At 43.1% G+C, this 16902-nt stretch carries 31 protein-coding genes; all 31 read right to left on the minus strand.

All coding sequences use genetic code 11. The features are described from left to right. Positions 1 to 3 precede the first annotated feature (3 nt). A complete protein-coding gene (locus tag LZF95_RS04810) occupies positions 4 to 993 on the minus strand; it encodes a DNA-directed RNA polymerase subunit alpha (RefSeq protein WP_233753857.1) in 990 nt (329 codons plus the stop codon). A gap of 39 nt (positions 994 to 1032) precedes the next feature. After that, a complete protein-coding gene (rpsD, locus tag LZF95_RS04815) occupies positions 1033 to 1638 on the minus strand; it encodes a 30S ribosomal protein S4 (RefSeq protein WP_233753858.1) in 606 nt (201 codons plus the stop codon). Between the two features lie 18 nt (positions 1639 to 1656). Beyond that, complete coding sequence (gene rpsK, locus LZF95_RS04820; protein WP_057939435.1) at positions 1657 to 2055, minus strand: 30S ribosomal protein S11; 399 nt, start codon at positions 2053 to 2055, stop codon at positions 1657 to 1659. 15 nt (positions 2056 to 2070) lie between these two features. Continuing rightward, entirely contained in the window at positions 2071 to 2448 is a 378-nt protein-coding gene (gene rpsM, locus LZF95_RS04825; RefSeq protein WP_057939436.1) for a 30S ribosomal protein S13, read from the minus strand. 3 nt (positions 2449 to 2451) lie between these two features. After that, positions 2452 to 2568 carry a 50S ribosomal protein L36 gene (rpmJ, locus tag LZF95_RS04830; protein ID WP_082632371.1) on the minus strand — a complete coding sequence of 39 codons (117 nt, stop codon included), beginning with the start codon at positions 2566 to 2568 and terminating at the stop codon, positions 2452 to 2454. Positions 2569 to 2575: 7 nt separating this feature from the next. Continuing rightward, the gene (gene infA / locus LZF95_RS04835) at positions 2576 to 2794 is read right to left on the minus strand and encodes a translation initiation factor IF-1 (protein WP_057939437.1); all 219 of its coding nucleotides are present in this window, start codon (positions 2792 to 2794) and stop codon (positions 2576 to 2578) included. Position 2795: 1 nt separating this feature from the next. Then, on the minus strand, positions 2796 to 3569 hold the full coding sequence (gene map / locus LZF95_RS04840) for a type I methionyl aminopeptidase (protein WP_233753859.1): 774 nt from the start codon (positions 3567 to 3569) through the stop codon (positions 2796 to 2798). A 1-nt stretch (position 3570) separates the two neighbouring features. After that, entirely contained in the window at positions 3571 to 4890 is a 1320-nt protein-coding gene (gene secY, locus LZF95_RS04845; protein WP_233753860.1) for a preprotein translocase subunit SecY, read from the minus strand. 4 nt (positions 4891 to 4894) lie between these two features. Beyond that, positions 4895 to 5341 (minus strand): 50S ribosomal protein L15, encoded by a 447-nt coding sequence (rplO, locus tag LZF95_RS04850; protein ID WP_233753861.1) that lies wholly within the window; start codon positions 5339 to 5341, stop codon positions 4895 to 4897. A 2-nt stretch (positions 5342 to 5343) separates the two neighbouring features. After that, positions 5344 to 5523, minus strand: a complete 180-nt coding sequence (gene rpmD / locus LZF95_RS04855) for a 50S ribosomal protein L30 (protein WP_057939441.1) — start codon at positions 5521 to 5523, stop codon at positions 5344 to 5346. 5 nt (positions 5524 to 5528) lie between these two features. Next, positions 5529 to 6047: a 30S ribosomal protein S5 gene (rpsE, locus tag LZF95_RS04860; protein WP_233753862.1), complete on the minus strand. Its 519-nt coding sequence runs from the start codon at positions 6045 to 6047 to the stop codon at positions 5529 to 5531. A gap of 6 nt (positions 6048 to 6053) precedes the next feature. Next, a complete protein-coding gene (rplR, locus tag LZF95_RS04865; protein ID WP_233753863.1) occupies positions 6054 to 6404 on the minus strand; it encodes a 50S ribosomal protein L18 in 351 nt (116 codons plus the stop codon). 6 nt (positions 6405 to 6410) lie between these two features. Further along, positions 6411 to 6968, minus strand: a complete 558-nt coding sequence (rplF, locus tag LZF95_RS04870; RefSeq protein ID WP_233753864.1) for a 50S ribosomal protein L6 — start codon at positions 6966 to 6968, stop codon at positions 6411 to 6413. 9 nt (positions 6969 to 6977) lie between these two features. Then, entirely contained in the window at positions 6978 to 7373 is a 396-nt protein-coding gene (gene rpsH, locus LZF95_RS04875; protein ID WP_057939445.1) for a 30S ribosomal protein S8, read from the minus strand. Between the two features lie 81 nt (positions 7374 to 7454). Continuing rightward, a complete protein-coding gene (rpsN, locus tag LZF95_RS04880) occupies positions 7455 to 7724 on the minus strand; it encodes a 30S ribosomal protein S14 (RefSeq protein ID WP_233753865.1) in 270 nt (89 codons plus the stop codon). A gap of 2 nt (positions 7725 to 7726) precedes the next feature. Beyond that, complete coding sequence (rplE, locus tag LZF95_RS04885; RefSeq protein WP_233753866.1) at positions 7727 to 8287, minus strand: 50S ribosomal protein L5; 561 nt, start codon at positions 8285 to 8287, stop codon at positions 7727 to 7729. Then, entirely contained in the window at positions 8280 to 8624 is a 345-nt protein-coding gene (rplX, locus tag LZF95_RS04890; protein ID WP_233753867.1) for a 50S ribosomal protein L24, read from the minus strand. The genes rplE and rplX overlap by 8 nt, the downstream gene beginning before the upstream one ends. Positions 8625 to 8626: 2 nt before the next feature. Then, entirely contained in the window at positions 8627 to 8995 is a 369-nt protein-coding gene (gene rplN / locus LZF95_RS04895) for a 50S ribosomal protein L14 (RefSeq protein ID WP_008203017.1), read from the minus strand. Between the two features lie 2 nt (positions 8996 to 8997). Beyond that, complete coding sequence (gene rpsQ / locus LZF95_RS04900; RefSeq protein ID WP_233753868.1) at positions 8998 to 9261, minus strand: 30S ribosomal protein S17; 264 nt, start codon at positions 9259 to 9261, stop codon at positions 8998 to 9000. An 18-nt stretch (positions 9262 to 9279) separates the two neighbouring features. After that, on the minus strand, positions 9280 to 9462 hold the full coding sequence (rpmC, locus tag LZF95_RS04905) for a 50S ribosomal protein L29 (RefSeq protein ID WP_192346940.1): 183 nt from the start codon (positions 9460 to 9462) through the stop codon (positions 9280 to 9282). Positions 9463 to 9467: 5 nt separating this feature from the next. After that, complete coding sequence (rplP, locus tag LZF95_RS04910; protein WP_086500277.1) at positions 9468 to 9890, minus strand: 50S ribosomal protein L16; 423 nt, start codon at positions 9888 to 9890, stop codon at positions 9468 to 9470. Positions 9891 to 9914: 24 nt separating this feature from the next. Beyond that, positions 9915 to 10646, minus strand: coding sequence for a 30S ribosomal protein S3 (rpsC, locus tag LZF95_RS04915; protein ID WP_233753869.1), 732 nt, complete (start codon positions 10644 to 10646; stop codon positions 9915 to 9917). Positions 10647 to 10655: 9 nt separating this feature from the next. Next, entirely contained in the window at positions 10656 to 11048 is a 393-nt protein-coding gene (gene rplV / locus LZF95_RS04920; RefSeq protein ID WP_057939454.1) for a 50S ribosomal protein L22, read from the minus strand. 2 nt (positions 11049 to 11050) lie between these two features. Beyond that, positions 11051 to 11329 carry a 30S ribosomal protein S19 gene (gene rpsS / locus LZF95_RS04925; protein WP_057939455.1) on the minus strand — a complete coding sequence of 93 codons (279 nt, stop codon included), beginning with the start codon at positions 11327 to 11329 and terminating at the stop codon, positions 11051 to 11053. A gap of 2 nt (positions 11330 to 11331) precedes the next feature. After that, positions 11332 to 12156: a 50S ribosomal protein L2 gene (gene rplB / locus LZF95_RS04930; RefSeq protein WP_233753870.1), complete on the minus strand. Its 825-nt coding sequence runs from the start codon at positions 12154 to 12156 to the stop codon at positions 11332 to 11334. Between the two features lie 13 nt (positions 12157 to 12169). Further along, complete coding sequence (gene rplW, locus LZF95_RS04935; RefSeq protein ID WP_057939457.1) at positions 12170 to 12457, minus strand: 50S ribosomal protein L23; 288 nt, start codon at positions 12455 to 12457, stop codon at positions 12170 to 12172. 4 nt (positions 12458 to 12461) lie between these two features. Next, positions 12462 to 13091 (minus strand): 50S ribosomal protein L4, encoded by a 630-nt coding sequence (rplD, locus tag LZF95_RS04940; RefSeq protein WP_233753871.1) that lies wholly within the window; start codon positions 13089 to 13091, stop codon positions 12462 to 12464. A gap of 3 nt (positions 13092 to 13094) precedes the next feature. Next, positions 13095 to 13727 (minus strand): 50S ribosomal protein L3, encoded by a 633-nt coding sequence (rplC, locus tag LZF95_RS04945; protein ID WP_233753872.1) that lies wholly within the window; start codon positions 13725 to 13727, stop codon positions 13095 to 13097. Positions 13728 to 13965: 238 nt separating this feature from the next. Continuing rightward, positions 13966 to 14271: a 30S ribosomal protein S10 gene (gene rpsJ, locus LZF95_RS04950; protein WP_008203035.1), complete on the minus strand. Its 306-nt coding sequence runs from the start codon at positions 14269 to 14271 to the stop codon at positions 13966 to 13968. 12 nt (positions 14272 to 14283) lie between these two features. Beyond that, positions 14284 to 16407, minus strand: a complete 2124-nt coding sequence (gene fusA / locus LZF95_RS04955; protein ID WP_233753873.1) for an elongation factor G — start codon at positions 16405 to 16407, stop codon at positions 14284 to 14286. A 5-nt stretch (positions 16408 to 16412) separates the two neighbouring features. Then, positions 16413 to 16880 (minus strand): 30S ribosomal protein S7, encoded by a 468-nt coding sequence (gene rpsG / locus LZF95_RS04960; RefSeq protein WP_091692122.1) that lies wholly within the window; start codon positions 16878 to 16880, stop codon positions 16413 to 16415. Between the last annotated feature and the right edge of the window lie 22 nt (positions 16881 to 16902).

The following is a 16902-nucleotide window of genomic DNA, read 5'->3' on the forward strand; positions in this document are numbered from 1 at the left end:
TATTTATTCTTCATCAAGTTTATACTTAGAAATATCCATACCGAAGGTCAGGCTTTTGTCTTGGATAAGTTGCTCCAGTTCTGCCAGGGATTTCTTGCCGAAGTTTCTGAATTTCATCATATCAGAAATTTCAAGTTTGGCCAGGTCGCCTAAAGTTTTCACGTCTGCAGCTTTAAGACAATTGAAAGCTCTTACCGAAAGGTCAAGATCAGCCAATGAAGTCTTAAGAAGCTTTCTCATGTGCAAGAATTCTTCGTCAATTGGCTCCGGTTCCGCTACTCCTGTAGAATCAAGAACCATCGTCTGGTCAGAGAACAACATAAAGTGCTGGATAAGGATTCTGGCGGATTCCTGAAGAGCTTTCTCCGGGTGGATAGAGCCATCTGTGGAAACTTCCATGATCAACTTTTCGAAGTCAGTTTTCTGTTCTACACGCGTATTTTCAACACTGTATTTCACGTTTTTGATAGGTGTAAATATAGCGTCAATAGCGATGGTCCCGAAAATCTGCTCTTTTGGTTTGGATTCTTCAGCTGGTAGATACCCTCTTCCTTTTTCCATTGTCAATTCAACCTCGAAGTTTTTGCTCTCGTCGATATGACAGATCACCAACTCAGGATTGAGGATTTCGAAAGAAGAAGTGAACTTGGCAATGTCCCCTGCAGTGAATACAGACTGATTCTTAATCTCAACAGTGATTTTTCCGTCAAATGCTTCATGCACTTTCTTGAACCTCACCTGCTTCAAGTTCAAAATAATATCTGTAACGTCTTCAACCACACCTTCGATGGTCGAAAACTCATGCACTACACCAGGTATTTTGATGGCAGTGATGGCATAACCTTCCAAGGAAGAAAGCAAAATTCTTCTCAGGGCGTTACCGATTGTAACTCCATAGCCTTTTTCGAGTGGTTTGAAAGTGAATAAGCCATGAAAATCATCGGCTTTTTCCATCACCACTTTCTCGGGCATTTGAAATGCTAGTATGGACATATATCTCGTTCTTTTTTAAAAGCTGAAAATAGTAAAATATTACTTAGAGTATAGTTCGACAATGAGTTGCTCCTTGACATTCTCAGGAATATCATCCCTGCCTGGAACACTGACGAATTTGCCGGTCAATGAAGCACCATCCCACTCTAACCAGGAATATTTATTAGCACCTCTACCAGCTAAGCTACTGGTGATCGCTTCTAGAGACTTGGATCTTTCTCTTACAGAAACCACATCACCCGGCTTAAGTGTAAATGAAGGGATATTGACTACCTCACCGTTTACAAGCACGTGCTTGTGAGAGACCAGCTGTCTAGCACCTCTTCTGGTAGGGGAGATTCCCAATCTATATACCGTATTGTCCAATCTTGCTTCAAGAAGCTGAAGAAGGTTCTCTCCGGTGATTCCAGTTTTTCTGGAAGCAATGTCAAACATCTTTGCGAATTGTCTCTCCAATACTCCGTAGATGTATTTTGCTTTTTGCTTCTCAGCAAGCTGGATCGCATATTCAGACTGCTTTTTTCTTCTACCTCTACCATGCATGCCTGGAGGATAGTTTTTCTTTGCAAGTGCTTTGCTATGTCCCTCAATAGCTTCACCAAATTTTCTGGCAATCTTTGATTTAGGACCTGTATATCTAGCCATTGTATTACAATTTTATGATTAAACTCTTCTACGCTTAGGAGGACGACAGCCATTGTGTGGCATTGGGGTCACATCGATGATCGTAGTCACGTCCAATCCTACATTTTGCAATGTTCTGATCGCTGATTCACGACCAGATCCAGGACCTTTTACAAACACTTCGATTTTTCTCAAACCTAAGTCGTATGCTACCTGTCCACAATTCTGTGCGGCCATCTGCGCTGCGTAAGGAGTATTCTTCTTTGAACCTCTGAAACCCATTTTACCGGCAGAAGCCCAAGATATTACTTGACCTGCATTGTTGGTAAGAGAGATAATGATGTTGTTGAAGGACGCTCTGATATGTGCTTGTCCTACAGCCTCAACCTTTACTACTCTCTTTTTACCCTTTGCTTTATCGTTTCTTTTCTGAGCCATAATCTAAATCAGGTTTTATTTAGTTGCCTTCTTTTTGTTAGCAACTGTTTTTCTCTTACCCTTCCTTGTTCTGGCGTTGTTCTTGGTATGTTGACCACGAACCGGAAGTCCTTTTCTGTGTCTCAAACCTCTATAGCAACCAATATCCTGTAGTCGCTTGATGTTCAATTGGATCTCTGACTTTAATACACCTTCGGTTCTGAACTCCTCGGCAATAATGTTACGGATAGCGGTTGATTCATCGTCATCCCACTCACCTGCTTTTTTATCGAAAGAGATACCGGCCTTGGTCAGGATAGCTTTGGCAGCAGAGTTTCCTATTCCGAAGATATAGGTAAGTCCGATTACGCCACGCTTATTGTCTGGTATATCTACACCTGCAATTCTAGCCATAATTTAACCTTGTCTTTGTTTAAACTTAGGATTCTTCTTATTGATGACATACAATACTCCTTTTCTACGGATTAGCTTGCAGTCAGCACTTCTTTTTTTGATGGATGTTTTTACTTTCATCTCAGTCTTATTTATATCGATATACAATTCTGCCTTTACTCAGATCATAGGGAGACAGTTCCAGTTTTACTCGATCACCAGGAAGGATCTTTATATAATTCATCCTCATCTTACCGGATATATGGGCGATCAGCTGATGTCCATTCTCCAGTTCCACTTTGAACATCGCATTAGACAATGCTTCCTTGATGGTACCGTCTTGCTCTATTGATGTTTGCTTGGCCATATTAGAATTTAAAATTCTCTTCTATGTATTTATGAGAGGTCAACACCTCTGTTCTATCTTCAAATATCGCTACTGTATGCTCATAATGAGCTGAGGGTTTCCTATCCGCTGTGCGAATAGTCCATCCATCACGCTCCTGGACTATATTTCTTGTACCAAGATTAATCATGGGCTCTATAGCGATCACCATTCCTTCTTTGAGTAAAGGGCCACTTCCCTTTTTCCCATAATTGGGAACCTCAGGGCCTTCATGCAGGCTTTTGCCCAATCCATGCCCGACCAGCTCTCTGACCACTGTGTAGCCCTTTGCCTCGACAAACTTCTGGATAGCATTACCCACATCTCCTATGCGGTTCCCAAAAACAGCTTGCTCTATTCCAATGTATAATGAATCCTTGGTGGCCTTTAATAATGCCTGAACAGCCGGAGAGACCTCACCAATAGGGTATGTATAAGCGGAATCGCTATGAAAACCTTGGTGAAAGACTCCACAATCTACTGAGATTATATCGCCATCTTTCAATTCATATTCACTGGGAAAACCATGTACCACTACCTCATTGACAGAAATACACAGTGAAGCGGGGAATCCATTGTAGCCTTTGAATGAAGGCACTCCATTGTGATCCCTGATAAACTCCTCAGCAATTTTATCCAGGAAAGAGGTCTTTACCCCCTCCTTGACATACTTGGCTACTTCCCCATGGGCTTTAGCTAATATGTCGGCACTTTCTTTTATTAACTTAACTTCGCCAGAAGTCTTGTAATGAATCATCTTAGGCAACTTGGTAATTAGAAGGATTATTCTTCACATTACCACTTTTCATCATGCCTTCGTAGTGTCTCATCAATAAGTAGCTTTCTATCTGTCTCAATGTATCCATGATCACACCCACCATAATCAATAGGGAGGTACCACCGTAAAACTGGGCAAACTCCCCGCCGACTCCTGATATGATCGCAAGAGCAGGAAGTATAGCTACCGCCGCCAGAAGTATAGATCCCGGAAGCGTGATCTTGGAAATAATCCCATCGATGAACTCTGAAGTAGGAGCTCCTGGCTTAATACCCGGAACAAACCCACCGTTTCTTTTCATATCTTCTGCAATCTGCTCAGGATTCACCGTGATGGCAGTGTAGAAGAAGGTGAATAGGATGATCATCAATGCAAAGAGCAAATTGTACTGCCATGATGTGAAATCACTGAATGTAGCACCGATATAATTGGCAATGTCATTTTCGGATGCCCAGATCTGCGCTATAAGTGCAGGAACAAACATCAACGACTGGGCAAAGATGATAGGCATGACACCAGAAGCATTGACCTTAATAGGTATATACTGTCTCTGTCCTCCATATACTTTACCACCTACTACCTGTTTGGCATATTGTACAGGAATCTTTCTGGTAGCTTCTGTCAAAGCAATCACCCCAACGACCACAAAGAACAATACTGCTGCCTCGATAATCAGAAGCAACATCCCTGAAGTCCCCTTCTCAAGCCCTTCGGCAATAAGAGCTCCGGGAAATCTGGAAATAATACCTATCATGATCAGCATTGATATCCCGTTACCTATGCCTTTTTCAGTGATCTTCTCTCCCAGCCACATACAGAACATGGTACCTGCTGAAAGTAACACCAAGGAACTAAACATAAACAAGGTAGAGCTTACCATCACAGCACCAGTAGGTATAATGGTAGCGGATACATATCCGATACCTTGGGCTATGGTGATCAGGATGGTCAAAACCCGGGTGATCTGGTTGATCCTCTTTCTTCCAGACTCACCCTCCTTTTGCATCTTCTGAAAATATGGTACTCCGACAGTCAATAGCTGCAACACAATGGAGGCAGATATATATGGCATAATGCCTAGACCGAAGATAGACGCGTTACTGAACGCTCCACCAAGGAAAGTATCGATCAATCCAAAGATCCCCTCCGGGGCATCTCCTAGCAGAGCTGGATCCACACCTGGTAGAACTATGAACGACCCCAATCTGAATATGATCAGAAAACCGATCGTATTCATGATTCTAACTCTAAGGTCTTCGATAGAGAAAATGTTCTTAACTGTCGAAATAAACTTTTTCATTAAATTAAATTGTGTTTACCGTTCCGCCGGCCTTTTCGATAGCCGCAGAAGCAGTTGCCGAAAATTTATGGGCAGTGACGTCTAATTTGGACTTCAATTCACCTCCACCGAGGATTTTGATTTTGTCATTCTTAGAAGCAATGCCATGAGAAACCATAGTCTCCATGTTTACAGCCTCTAAGTTGTATTGCTCAGCAAGACTTTGCAATGTATCCAAATTTACTGGTTTGAACTCAACTCTGTTCAAGCTTTTGAATCCAAATTTAGGAACTCTTCTCTGAAGTGGCATCTGACCACCTTCAAAACCTAACTTAGACTTATATCCTGATCTGGATTTAGCTCCTTTGTGACCTCTAGTAGAAGTACCACCTCTACCTGAACCTGTACCTCTACCAATTCTCTTACGATTCTTGGTAGATCCTTCAGCTGGTGTTAATGTATGCAGTTTCATAATTAAGCTTCCTCCACTTTTACAAGGTGATTAACTTTATTTACCATACCTGCAATCTGAGGCGTATTCTCTACGGTCACAGATTTGCTGATACGACCAAGACCCAGTGCAGTGATAGTTGCTTTCTGATCTTTTGGTCTATCAATGGTACTTTTGGTTTGCGTGATTTTGATTTTAGCCATGATGATTATCCGTTAAATACTTTAGACATCTTAACGCCTCTCTGCTGTGACACAGCAATAGCATCTCTTAGCTGAACCAAGGCTTCAATAGTAGCCTTTACCACGTTGTGCGGGTTAGATGATCCTTTGGATTTAGCCAATACGTCTGTGACGCCGGCACTCTCCAATACCGCCCGCATCGCACCACCGGCGATAACCCCGGTACCTGCTGCTGCCGGCTTGATCAATACAAAACCTCCACCGTATTTACCAATCTGCTCGTGAGGGATAGTTCCCTTCAAAACCGGCACTTTAACCAAATTCTTCTTTGCGTCTTCGATACCTTTAGTGATCGCGTCGGTCACTTCATTGGCCTTACCCAATCCGTACCCTACAACACCTTGGCCATCTCCTACTACAACGATTGCTGAAAAAGAGAATCTTCTACCGCCTTTTACCACTTTGGCTACTCGGTTGATCGCTACTACTTTTTCCTTTAGATCTGTATCTGTAGCCCTGATAGGCTTTCTTCTTAATTGAGACATAGCTGATTAAAATTTAAGGCCACCTTCTCTGGCACCATCTGCCAAAGCTTTCACTTTACCATGGTACAAGTAGCCATTTCTGTCAAATACTACGGATTCTATTCCGTTTGCAACAGCTCTTTCAGCAAGTTTTTTACCTACTTCCTTGGACACTGATACATTGGTGTTTTCCTTTGCTCCCAACTCTTTGGAAGAAGCCTGAGCCAAGGTCTGACCTTTAAGGTCATCGATAAGCTGGGCGTACATGCCAGTATTGCTTTTGAAAACTGACAAACGAGGTCTGGAATCGGTACCGGAAATCTTTCTTCTGATACCCTGCTTGATTCTAAGTCTTCTGGAATTCCTATTAAATGCCATAACCTATTATTTTTTAGCGGCAGTTTTACCAGCCTTACGTCTAACTTGTTCACCAACGAAGCGCACACCTTTTCCTTTGTAAGGTTCTACCTTACGCAATGATCTGATTTTTGCAGCTACTTGTCCAATCAATTCTTTATCAATAGACTCCAAGGTAACGATTGGATTCTTACCTTTTGCAGTTTCAGCCTTCACGCTCACCTCTTCAGGTAGAGACATAAAGATGCTGTGAGAGTAACCAAGGTTCAATTCAAGAATCTGACCTTGATTAGTGGCTTTAAAACCTACACCCACAAGCTCCAAATCTTTCTTGTATCCCTCAGATACACCTATCACCATGTTGTTGATAAGCGATCTGTAAAGACCATGAATAGACTTGTGTCTCTTGGAGTCGGTAGGTCTGGTGACAACGATCTCGCTGCCTTCTACTTTCACTGTGATATCAGGATTCACTTCCTGGACCAGTGTACCCTTTGGACCTTTAACAGTTACAGTTCCATGAGCTGTAACGTCTACAGTAACACCGCCAGGTATATTTATTGGTTTTTTACCTATTCTAGACATGATAGTAAATTAGTAAACGTAGCAAAGAACTTCTCCACCTACACCCTCGGTACGAGCTTCCTTATCAGTCATCACACCCTTAGAGGTGGATACGATCGCTATCCCAAGACCATTGATCACTCTTGGAAGCTCCGTATGTTTCACATATTTTCTCAAACCTGGTGTACTAACTCTCTTCAAGCTCACAATTGCGTTTTGCTTGGTGACAGGATTGAACTTCAGGGCAATTTTGATAGATCCCTGGGGACCGTTTTCTTCAAACTTGTAATTCTGAATATATCCTTTGTCGTGCAATACTTTTGTAATCTCTTTCTTGATGTTAGAAGCAGGGATTTCAACGATTCGGTGAGAAGCCTTGATGGCGTTTCTCAACCTGGTCAGGTAATCAGCTATTGGATCAGTCATTGTATTTATAGTCTAGCTACACCCATTTTGGGCGTGCAAAGTTACGAATTGATTTTTATAATAAAAACTACTGTCGTTATTTTACCAGCTGGACTTTGTCACTCCAGGGATCTTGCCCGCTGAGGCCATTTCTCTGAAGGTTACCCTGTTGATACCGAACTTTCTCATGTAGCCTTTAGGGCGACCAGTAAGCTTACATCTGTTGTGAAGTCTTACTGGAGAAGCGTTCTTTGGCAACTTGTCAAGTGCCTCATAATCACCGGCTGCTTTCAGCGCGGCTCTCTTTTCAGCATACTTGGCTACCAGACGCTCTCTTTTTCTCTCACGAGCTTTGATTGACTCTTTTGCCATAACTATTCTTCTTTAGTTTTTTTTACGAAAGGCATTCCGAAAGCCTTAAACAATTCCAAGCTTTCCTCATCTGTTTTGGCAGAAGTAACGAAAGTGATGTCCATACCGGAGATTCTATTGACTTTCTCGATGCTGATTTCAGGGAAAATGATCTGCTCCTGTACACCCAGTGTGTAGTTGCCTCTTCCGTCGAAACCTTTATCAGAAATACCTTTGAAATCCCTCACACGTGGAAGTGCGATAGTAACCAGACGATCAAGGAATTCATACATAGTCTGACCTCTCAACGTAACTTTAGCTCCGATCGGCATTCCTTCTCTCAACTTAAAGTTGGATACAGAAGTCTTGGCGATAGTGGAAACGGCTCTCTGTCCAGTGATCAAAGACAGTTCTTCTACACCTTGGTCCACCAATTTCTTGTCTGCCACTGCAGCGCCTATACCTTTGTTGATTACTATTTTCTCCAGCTTAGGCACTTGCATTACTGAAGAATACTGAAATTTCTCTTTCAAAGCAGGGACGATCTCGTCCACATACTTTTGCTTTATTCTTGGATTAGCCATTGATCACCTCCCCAGTTTTCTTAGAGTATCTTACTAATTTACCGTTTTCACCTGCTTTACGCCCAGTTCTGGTGGCTTCACCGGTTTTAGGATCTACAAGCATAAGGTTACTGATATGGATAGAAGCTTCTTTCTTCTCGATGCCCCCTTGAGGCTTAGCGGCTGTAGGCTTCACGTGTTTGGTGATCATGTTAAGACCCTCTACGATTGCTCTGCTTTTAAGCTTATCTACGGAAAGTACTTTCCCGGTTTTGCCTTTGTCATCCCCTGCGATCACTTTCACAGTGTCTCCGGTTTTGATATGAAGCTTTGTTTGCTTGTTCATTTTTCTTTCCATGATTACAATACTTCAGGAGCCAATGAAACGATTTTCATAAACTGCTTCTCTCTCAACTCTCTGGCCACAGGGCCGAAGATACGAGTGCCTCTAGGCTCATCGTTGTTGTTCAATAGCACGGCTGCGTTGTCCTCGAAACGGATGTAAGAACCGTCTTTTCTTCTTACTTCTTTACGGGTACGCACGATCACCGCTCTTGACACGGTACCTTTTTTCATGTTGCTGGAAGAAAGCGCTGATTTTACTGTCACCACGACTTTATCGCCGATCGAAGCATATCGCTTTTTTGTTCCTCCCAATACGCGGATGACCAATACCTCTTTGGCACCTGAGTTGTCCGCTACGCTTAGTCTTGATTCTTGCTGGATCATAATTACTTGGCCCTTTCAATAATTTCAACTACTCTCCAACGTTTGTTCTTACTCAGCGGACGAGTTTCGCTTATTTTCACAAGGTCACCTGGGTTACACTCGTTCTTCTCGTCATGAGCCATAAATTTGGTAGTTTTGGCAACAAACTTACCGTAGATAGCGTGCTTTACGCGACGTTCTACCGCTACGGTAATGGACTTGTCCATCTTGTTACTTACCACTTTACCAACTCTTTCTTTTCGAAGATTTCTCTCTATCGTAGCCATATTCTTTTAGTTAGCTAGTTATTTGGCAGCCAATGCAGTCTTTAATCTTGCGATAAAGCGCTTGGTCTCGCGGATTCTGTTAGGATTCTCTATAGGAGATATCGAATGCGCAAACCTAAGTTTGGTCAGATTCTCCTGCTCAGCGACAAGTCGCTCGGCGATTTCACTTACTGAAAGTGAGTTGATTTCTGTATTTTTCATAGTGCTTATAATTCAGCGTAATCTCTACGAACAACAAATCTGGTACTTACAGGTAGCTTTTGCTGTGCAAGTCTCAACGCCTCCTGAGCTGTCTCCAGGCTCACGCCTGTAGCCTCGAAAAGGATCGTTCCTGGCTTGATAACGGCCACCCAATACTCAGGAGCACCTTTACCTTTACCCATACGAACCTCTGCGGGCTTTTTAGTGATAGGCTTATCAGGGAAAATTCTGATCCAAACCTGTCCTTCTCTTTTCATTGCTCTCGTCATTGCGATACGAGCTGCCTCGATCTGACGGGATGTGATCCATCCTGGCTCCAGGGACTTGATGCCAAAGTTGCCGAAAGAAAGCGTATGCCCTCTTTGTGCAATGCCTTTGACACGGCCCTTTTGCATTTTCCTATATTTAGTTCTTTTTGGCTGTAACATGAGTTCTCACTTATGGGGTGAAAATTAGTTATTTCTTTTTCTTCGTCTTGGACCATCATTTCTCTTAGGGCCTGCATTACGAGCGCCTTTAGGCTCATTAGCGGCTCCCTGATTAGGAGAAAGATCTCTCTTACCGTACACTTCACCTTTGAAGATCCACACTTTGATCCCGATGAGGCCATAAACCGTAAGGGCTTCTGACAATGCGTAATCAATATCTGCTCTCAACGTGTGAAGAGGAATTCTTCCTTCTTTGTACATTTCAGAACGGGCCATTTCGGCTCCGCCCAGACGTCCAGAAAGTTTAACTTTGATTCCTTCCGCTCCCACTCTCATGGATGCCGCTATAGCTTGCTTCATAGCTCTTCTGAAAGAAATTCTTGCCTGAAGCTGCTGAGCGATCGATTCACCTACCAATTTCGCGTCTAACTCAGGACGCTTGATCTCGAAGATATTAATCTGAATATCCTTGCTGGTGATATTCTTTAATTCTTCTTTCAGTTTATCTACTTCGGCTCCACCTTTACCAATTACAACACCTGGACGGGCAGTATGGATCGTAAGCGTGATTCTCTTAAGCGTACGCTCGATGATCACTTTAGAAATACCACCCTTAGGAATTCTGGCAAGGACGTACTTACGGATCTTCTGATCTTCATGTAGTTTTTCAGCGAAGTCTTTCCCACCATACCAGTTGGAATCCCAGCCTTTGACTACACCAAGTCTAAATCCTATTGGGTTGATCTTTTGTCCCATAGTCTGTTCTTAATTTGCCTTTTCGTTTGTTTCTACTACATCAGCGGTAACTTCCTCATCGTTGAATGAATCAACAACCAAGGTTACATGATTTGATCTCTTACGGATTCTGTGGCCTCTGCCTTGAGGAGCCGGTCTCAATCTCTTAAGAGATCTTCCTTCATCCACCATGATGGTTTTGATGAACAGGTCGGCTTCTTCCAGTTTGGCATCAGGATTTTTCGCCTGCCAGTTGGCTACAGCGGAAAGCAGCAACTTCTCAAGTCGAATCGCTCCATGGTTAGGAGTGAACTTCAATATGCTAAGTGCCAATCCTACTCTCTTGCCTCTGACAAGGTCAGCCACAAGGCGCATCTTACGCGGAGATGTAGGGACATTATTTAATTTTGCTAATGCTTCCATGATTATCTCTTTCCTTTATCTTTTTTGGCAATGTGGCCTCTGAAATTTCTGGTAGGAGCAAATTCACCTAGCTTATGACCTACCATGTTGTCTGTTACAAATACCGGAATGAATTTATTTCCATTATGCACAGCGAAGGTATGTCCTACGAAATCCGGAGAAATCATTGATTTTCTTGACCAAGTCTTGATTACCGATTTCTTGCCTGATTCGTTCTGAGCATCCACTTTCTTCACAAGATGGTGCTCGATATAAGGACCTTTTTTTAATGAACGTGCCATAATTATTTAGATCTTTTGCTTACGATGAACTTGTTTGAATACTTCTTAGGAGATCTTGTTTTCTTACCTTTGGACAATAGACCTTTTCTAGATCTAGGATGTCCTCCAGAAGAACGACCTTCACCACCACCCATCGGGTGATCTACTGGGTTCATAGCAACACCTCTTACACGTGGTCTTGATCCGAGCCATCTCTTACGACCGGCTTTACCCAATACTACGTTCATGTGGTCACCGTTGGAAACAGTCCCGATAGTGGCCATACATGTGTTCAGTACAAGTCTCATCTCACCAGATGGAAGTTTTACGGTCACGTATTTCCCGTCACGGGCTACGATCTGCGCATAACCTCCGGCACTTCTTACCATTGCGGCGCCTTTTCCTGGCTTCAATTCCACACAGTGTACAATTGTACCCATAGGGATGTTCACCACTGGCATCGCATTGCCCACTTCTGGAGCAACTTGCTCACCGGAAATCACTGTCTGTCCTACTGACAAACCTTCCGGGGCGATAATGTAGGCCTTAGCACCATCTGCGTAATATAGTAGGGCGAGACGTGCCGTTCTGTTTGGATCATACTCGATAGATTTAACCACCGCAGGTACACCAAACTTGTTTCTTTTGAAGTCCACGATACGTAGTCTTCTCTTATGACCTCCACCGATATTGCGGACAGTCATTTTGCCTTCATTATTTCGTCCACCTGACTTCTTGATAGGAGCAAGAAGAGACTTTTCCGGTTTTGACGCAGTAATCTCGTCAAATGCCGGAGCTACTCTGAATCTTGTCCCTGGAGTTACAGGCTTCAACTTTTTAATTGCCATGATATAGATTCAATTAAATTTCTCCGTAAAAATCAATCACTTCACCATCGGCTACCTGCACGATTGCTTTCTTGAAAGCGTTGGTAAAGCCTGAAACCACTTTAGCTTTGGTGTATCTTGACTTATGCTTTGCCGCATATCTGATGGTTCTGATAGAAACCACCTTCACACCAAACTTTTTTTCTACAGCGTTTTTGATTTCCGGTTTCTTCGCGGTCTTCTCCACGATGAATCCATAAACGCCTCTTTCGTTCATGGCAGAAATCTTCTCTGTAATCAAAGGCTGCTTTAGAATATCCATTGTCTTATTTCGATAAAATGGTTTCCAACTTACTGATAGAACCTTCACAGATCACTAGGTGATCAGCATGAAGTACCTGGTAAGTATTTACATCATTTACAGTCACAACTTTCGCCTTTGGCAGGTTTCTGCTGGAAAGGAACACATTGGTGTTTTCCTCTGGAAGCACCAACAACGTCTTCTTATCCCCTAGAGACAATCCGTCAAGCAATGCCATATAGCTTTTGGTTTTTGGAGAGTCAAATGAAATGCTTTCCAATACTGACAGGCTGTTGTCTTTTACTTTATAAGTAAGTGCGGACTTTCTGGCTAGTTGTTTTACCTTTTTATTCAATTTGAAAGAATAGTCTCTCGGCTTAGGGCCGAATACTCTTCCTCCTCCTCGGAATAGTGGCGACTTGATAGATCCCGCACGCGCACTACCAGTGCCCTTTTGCTTCTTGATCTTACGAGTAGAGCCAGCTATCTCATTTCGCTCTTTTGACTTGTGCGTCCCCTGTCTTTGGTTGGCCAAGTACTGCTTCACATCAAGGTAGATCGCGTGATCGTTTGGTTCGATTGCGAAGATCTCATCAGACAAGCTGATTTTTCTACCTGTGTCTTCTCCTTTTTGATTAATTACTGCTAATTCCATGGCTTACTTCTCTAGAATAACGAAAGAATTTTTAGGACCAGGTACAGATCCAGAAACCAATAACAGGTTTTTGTCAGCATAGATCTTCAACACTCTAAGGTTGACTACCTTTACTCTGTCTCCGCCCGTTCTACCAGCCATTCTCATTCCTTTGAATACTCTGGAAGGCCAAGAACATGCACCAATTGAACCTGGGTGTCTGCCTCTGTTATGCTGACCGTGAGTTTGTCCACCCACACCCCCAAAACCGTGACGTTTTACCACACCCTGGAATCCTTTACCTTTTGAAGTTCCGATCGCATCTACGAAGTCACCCTCGATAAATACTTCACCAGCCTTCACAGTAGCTCCTAGATTTACCTGGCCTTCAAACTCGACCCGGAAATCCCTGAACTCAACAACTTTGTGCTTCGGTGTGGTACCGGCCTTTTTAAAATGACCGATCAATGGTTTTGGCGTATTTTTCTCCTTACGCTCACCATAAGCCAACTGCACTGCGTTGTACCCGTCTGTCTCAACGTTTTTTACTTGCGTCACTACACAAGGACCAGCTTCTATTAGCGTGCATGCGACGTTACGTCCATCGGCACTGAAAATGCTAGTCATTCCTACTTTTCTACCTATTATACCAGACATCTTTTATAAGATAATATAATAACCCACAAGCATTTACCTGCCGGGGCTCCTTTTAAAGGACTGCAAAGTTACTGAAATAAAATTCTGCAACAAATCCCAAATCCTAAATTTTCAATGTATTACGAAATATTTCACTTGTGACTCAGGCGTTTAGATCGAGCTGAATACGCTATTGCGGTGACGGCGCAAAAAAAACCTGCTCCGAAAAGCAGGTTTTTTGTATACTAATCCAGTCCGATCAAACTTTGATCTCCACATCAACTCCACTAGGAAGTTCGATTTTCATCAAAGCATCCACAGTCTTTGAAGAGTTAGAGTAGATATCCACCAATCTCTTGTACGTACAAAGTTGATACTGATCTCTGGCTTTCTTGCTTACGTGTGGAGATTTCAACACAGTGAATTTCTCCTTCTTGGTAGGCAATGGAATTGGCCCTACTACTACTGCGCCAGTGGCTTTCACTGCCTTCACGATCTTCTCTGATGACTTATCCACCAGGCTGTGATCGTATGATTTTAGTTTTATTCTGATTTTCTGATTCATCGCAAATATTATTTAGTCCTTCTGACCTTTTACTGTAGCAATTACACCTTCGGCAATGTTGTTAGGCACTGACTCATAGTGAGAGAATGTCAATGAAGCTGTCGCTCTACCAGAGGTGATCGTTCTAAGGTCAGTGATGTAACCAAACAACTCAGACAATGGTACAGATGCCTTGATTACAGATGAAGTGCCTTTGGTATCCATTCCTTTCATCAAGCCTCTTCTTCTGTTCAAGTCACCGGTGATAGGACCAGTATATTCATCAGGAGTCACTACATCTACTGCCATGATCGGCTCCAATAGCTGAGGCTTACATTTCTTAGCGGCTTCTTTGAAACCGAGTCTAGCCGCCAGTTCGAAAGAAAGGGCATCTGAATCGACGTCGTGGAATGATCCGTGGAACAATCTCACTTTCATGGACTCAATAGGATATCCTGCCAAAGGACCATTTTTCATGGACTCGGCAAAACCTTTCTGGATAGAAGGAATGAATTCTTTAGGGATCACACCACCCACGATGGCGTTTACGAAGTCAAGCCCCGGCTTGATCTCACCTGTTTCAGGATCTGGATCTCTTGGGCTCAATTCGAATGAAATATCCGCGAATTTACCTTTACCACCTGTCTGCTTCTTGTAAACCTCTTTGTGTTCTACAGAACCAAATAACGCTTCTTTGTAAGCAACCTGAGGAGCACCTTGGTTGATCTCAACCTTGAACTCTCTCTTCAGACGGTCAATGATAATATCCAGGTGAAGCTCACCCATACCTCTCAAGATTGTCTGACCAGTTTCGTGATCCGTGTTTACCTGAAGGGTAGGATCTTCCTCCACCAGTTTGGCGATAGCCATACCCAGTTTGTCCACATCCGCCTGAGTCTTAGGCTCGATGGCGTATCCGATCACCGGCTCTGGGAACACCATGGATTCAAGGATAACTTTACGCTTTTCGTCGCAAAGGGTATCTCCTGTCTTGATATCTTTAAACCCAACCACAGCTCCAATATCACCCGCTCTTAGGGCATCGATTTGGTTTTGCTTGTTGGCGTGCATCTGGAACACACGTGAAATACGCTCTTTGTTGCCAGAACGGCTATTATATACATAAGAACCAGACTCCAAAATACCGGAATAGGCTCTTACAAAACAAAGACGTCCTACGAAAGGATCTGTCGCGATTTTGAACGCAAGACCTGCGAAAGGCTCGGTTTCATCCGGAGAGATTCTTACATCCACATCCTCATCATCTTTGGAATGCGCGATGATATCGTCCTTGTCCATAGGAGAAGGGAGCAATTCCATTACCAGATCAAGCATAGTCTGAACGCCTTTGTTCTTGAATGAAGAACCACATACCATAGGTACGATCTTCATGTCAATAACCGCTTTTCTCAAAGCTGTAAGGATTTCCTGCTCGGTGATGGAATCAGAATCCTCAAAGAACTTCTCCATCAATGACTCATCATAATCCGCAACCGCCTCCAATAAATACTCTCTGTATTCAGCTACTTCATCAAGCATATCCTCAGGAATCGGAACTTCTTCGAAAGTCATTCCGAAATCATCCTCATTCCATACGATTGCCCGGTTGTTGATCAAATCAACCACACCGCGGAATCTATCTTCTGCACCGATAGGAAGCTGCAAAGGAACTGCGTGGCTGCCCAGCATTTCTTTCACCTGCTTACAAACCTCAAGGAAGTTTGCACCGGCACGGTCCATTTTATTCACGAAGCCTATACGGGCCACTTTATAGTTGTCCGCAAGTCTCCAGTTGGTCTCAGACTGTGGCTCTACGCCATCTACAGCACTGAAAAGGAATACCAATCCATCGAGAACACGAAGTGATCTGTTTACTTCAACAGTAAAATCAACGTGACCGGGAGTATCGATGATGTTGATCTGGTATTTCTTGTCTCTGTAATTCCAAAAAACGGTAGTCGCAGCGGAAGTAATAGTAATACCTCTCTCCTGCTCCTGGGCCATCCAGTCCATGGTGGCCGCACCGTCATGAACCTCACCTATCTTGTGAGATACGCCTGAGTAAAAAAGTATCCGCTCTGTCGTAGTAGTCTTACCCGCATCGATGTGCGCGGCAATACCAATATTTCTGGTAAGTGTTAAATCTCTTTTAGCCATATTGATTAAAATCTAAAGTGGGAGAATGCCTTGTTGGCCTCAGCCATTCTGTGCGTATCATCTTTCTTCTTCACTCCGGCACCTTCGCCTTTGGAAGCAGCGATAATTTCGCCGGCTAGTCTGTCCATCATTGTTTTCTCACCTCTTCTTCTGGCATAGCTGATCATCCATTTCATCCCAAGGGCAATCTTTCTGTCAGGTCGGACTTCCATTGGAACCTGGAATGTAGCACCACCAACTCTACGACTCTTCACCTCTACGGATGGAGAAATATTGTTTAGCGCTTTTTTCCAAACTTCAAGACCATTCTCACCTACTTTCTCTTCAACTTTTTCTACTGCATCGTAGAAAATTCTGTAAGCAATACTCTTCTTCCCATCTACCATCAGGTTGTTCACGAATCTAGTCACTAGCGTATCGTTGAACTTTGGATCAGGAAGAATATATCTCTTCTTTGGTTTCGCTTTTCTCATTTTTTCTAACTGTTATAAAGTA

This window comes from Algoriphagus sp. AGSA1 (assembly GCF_021390545.1).
GTDB lineage: Bacteria > Bacteroidota > Bacteroidia > Cytophagales > Cyclobacteriaceae > Algoriphagus.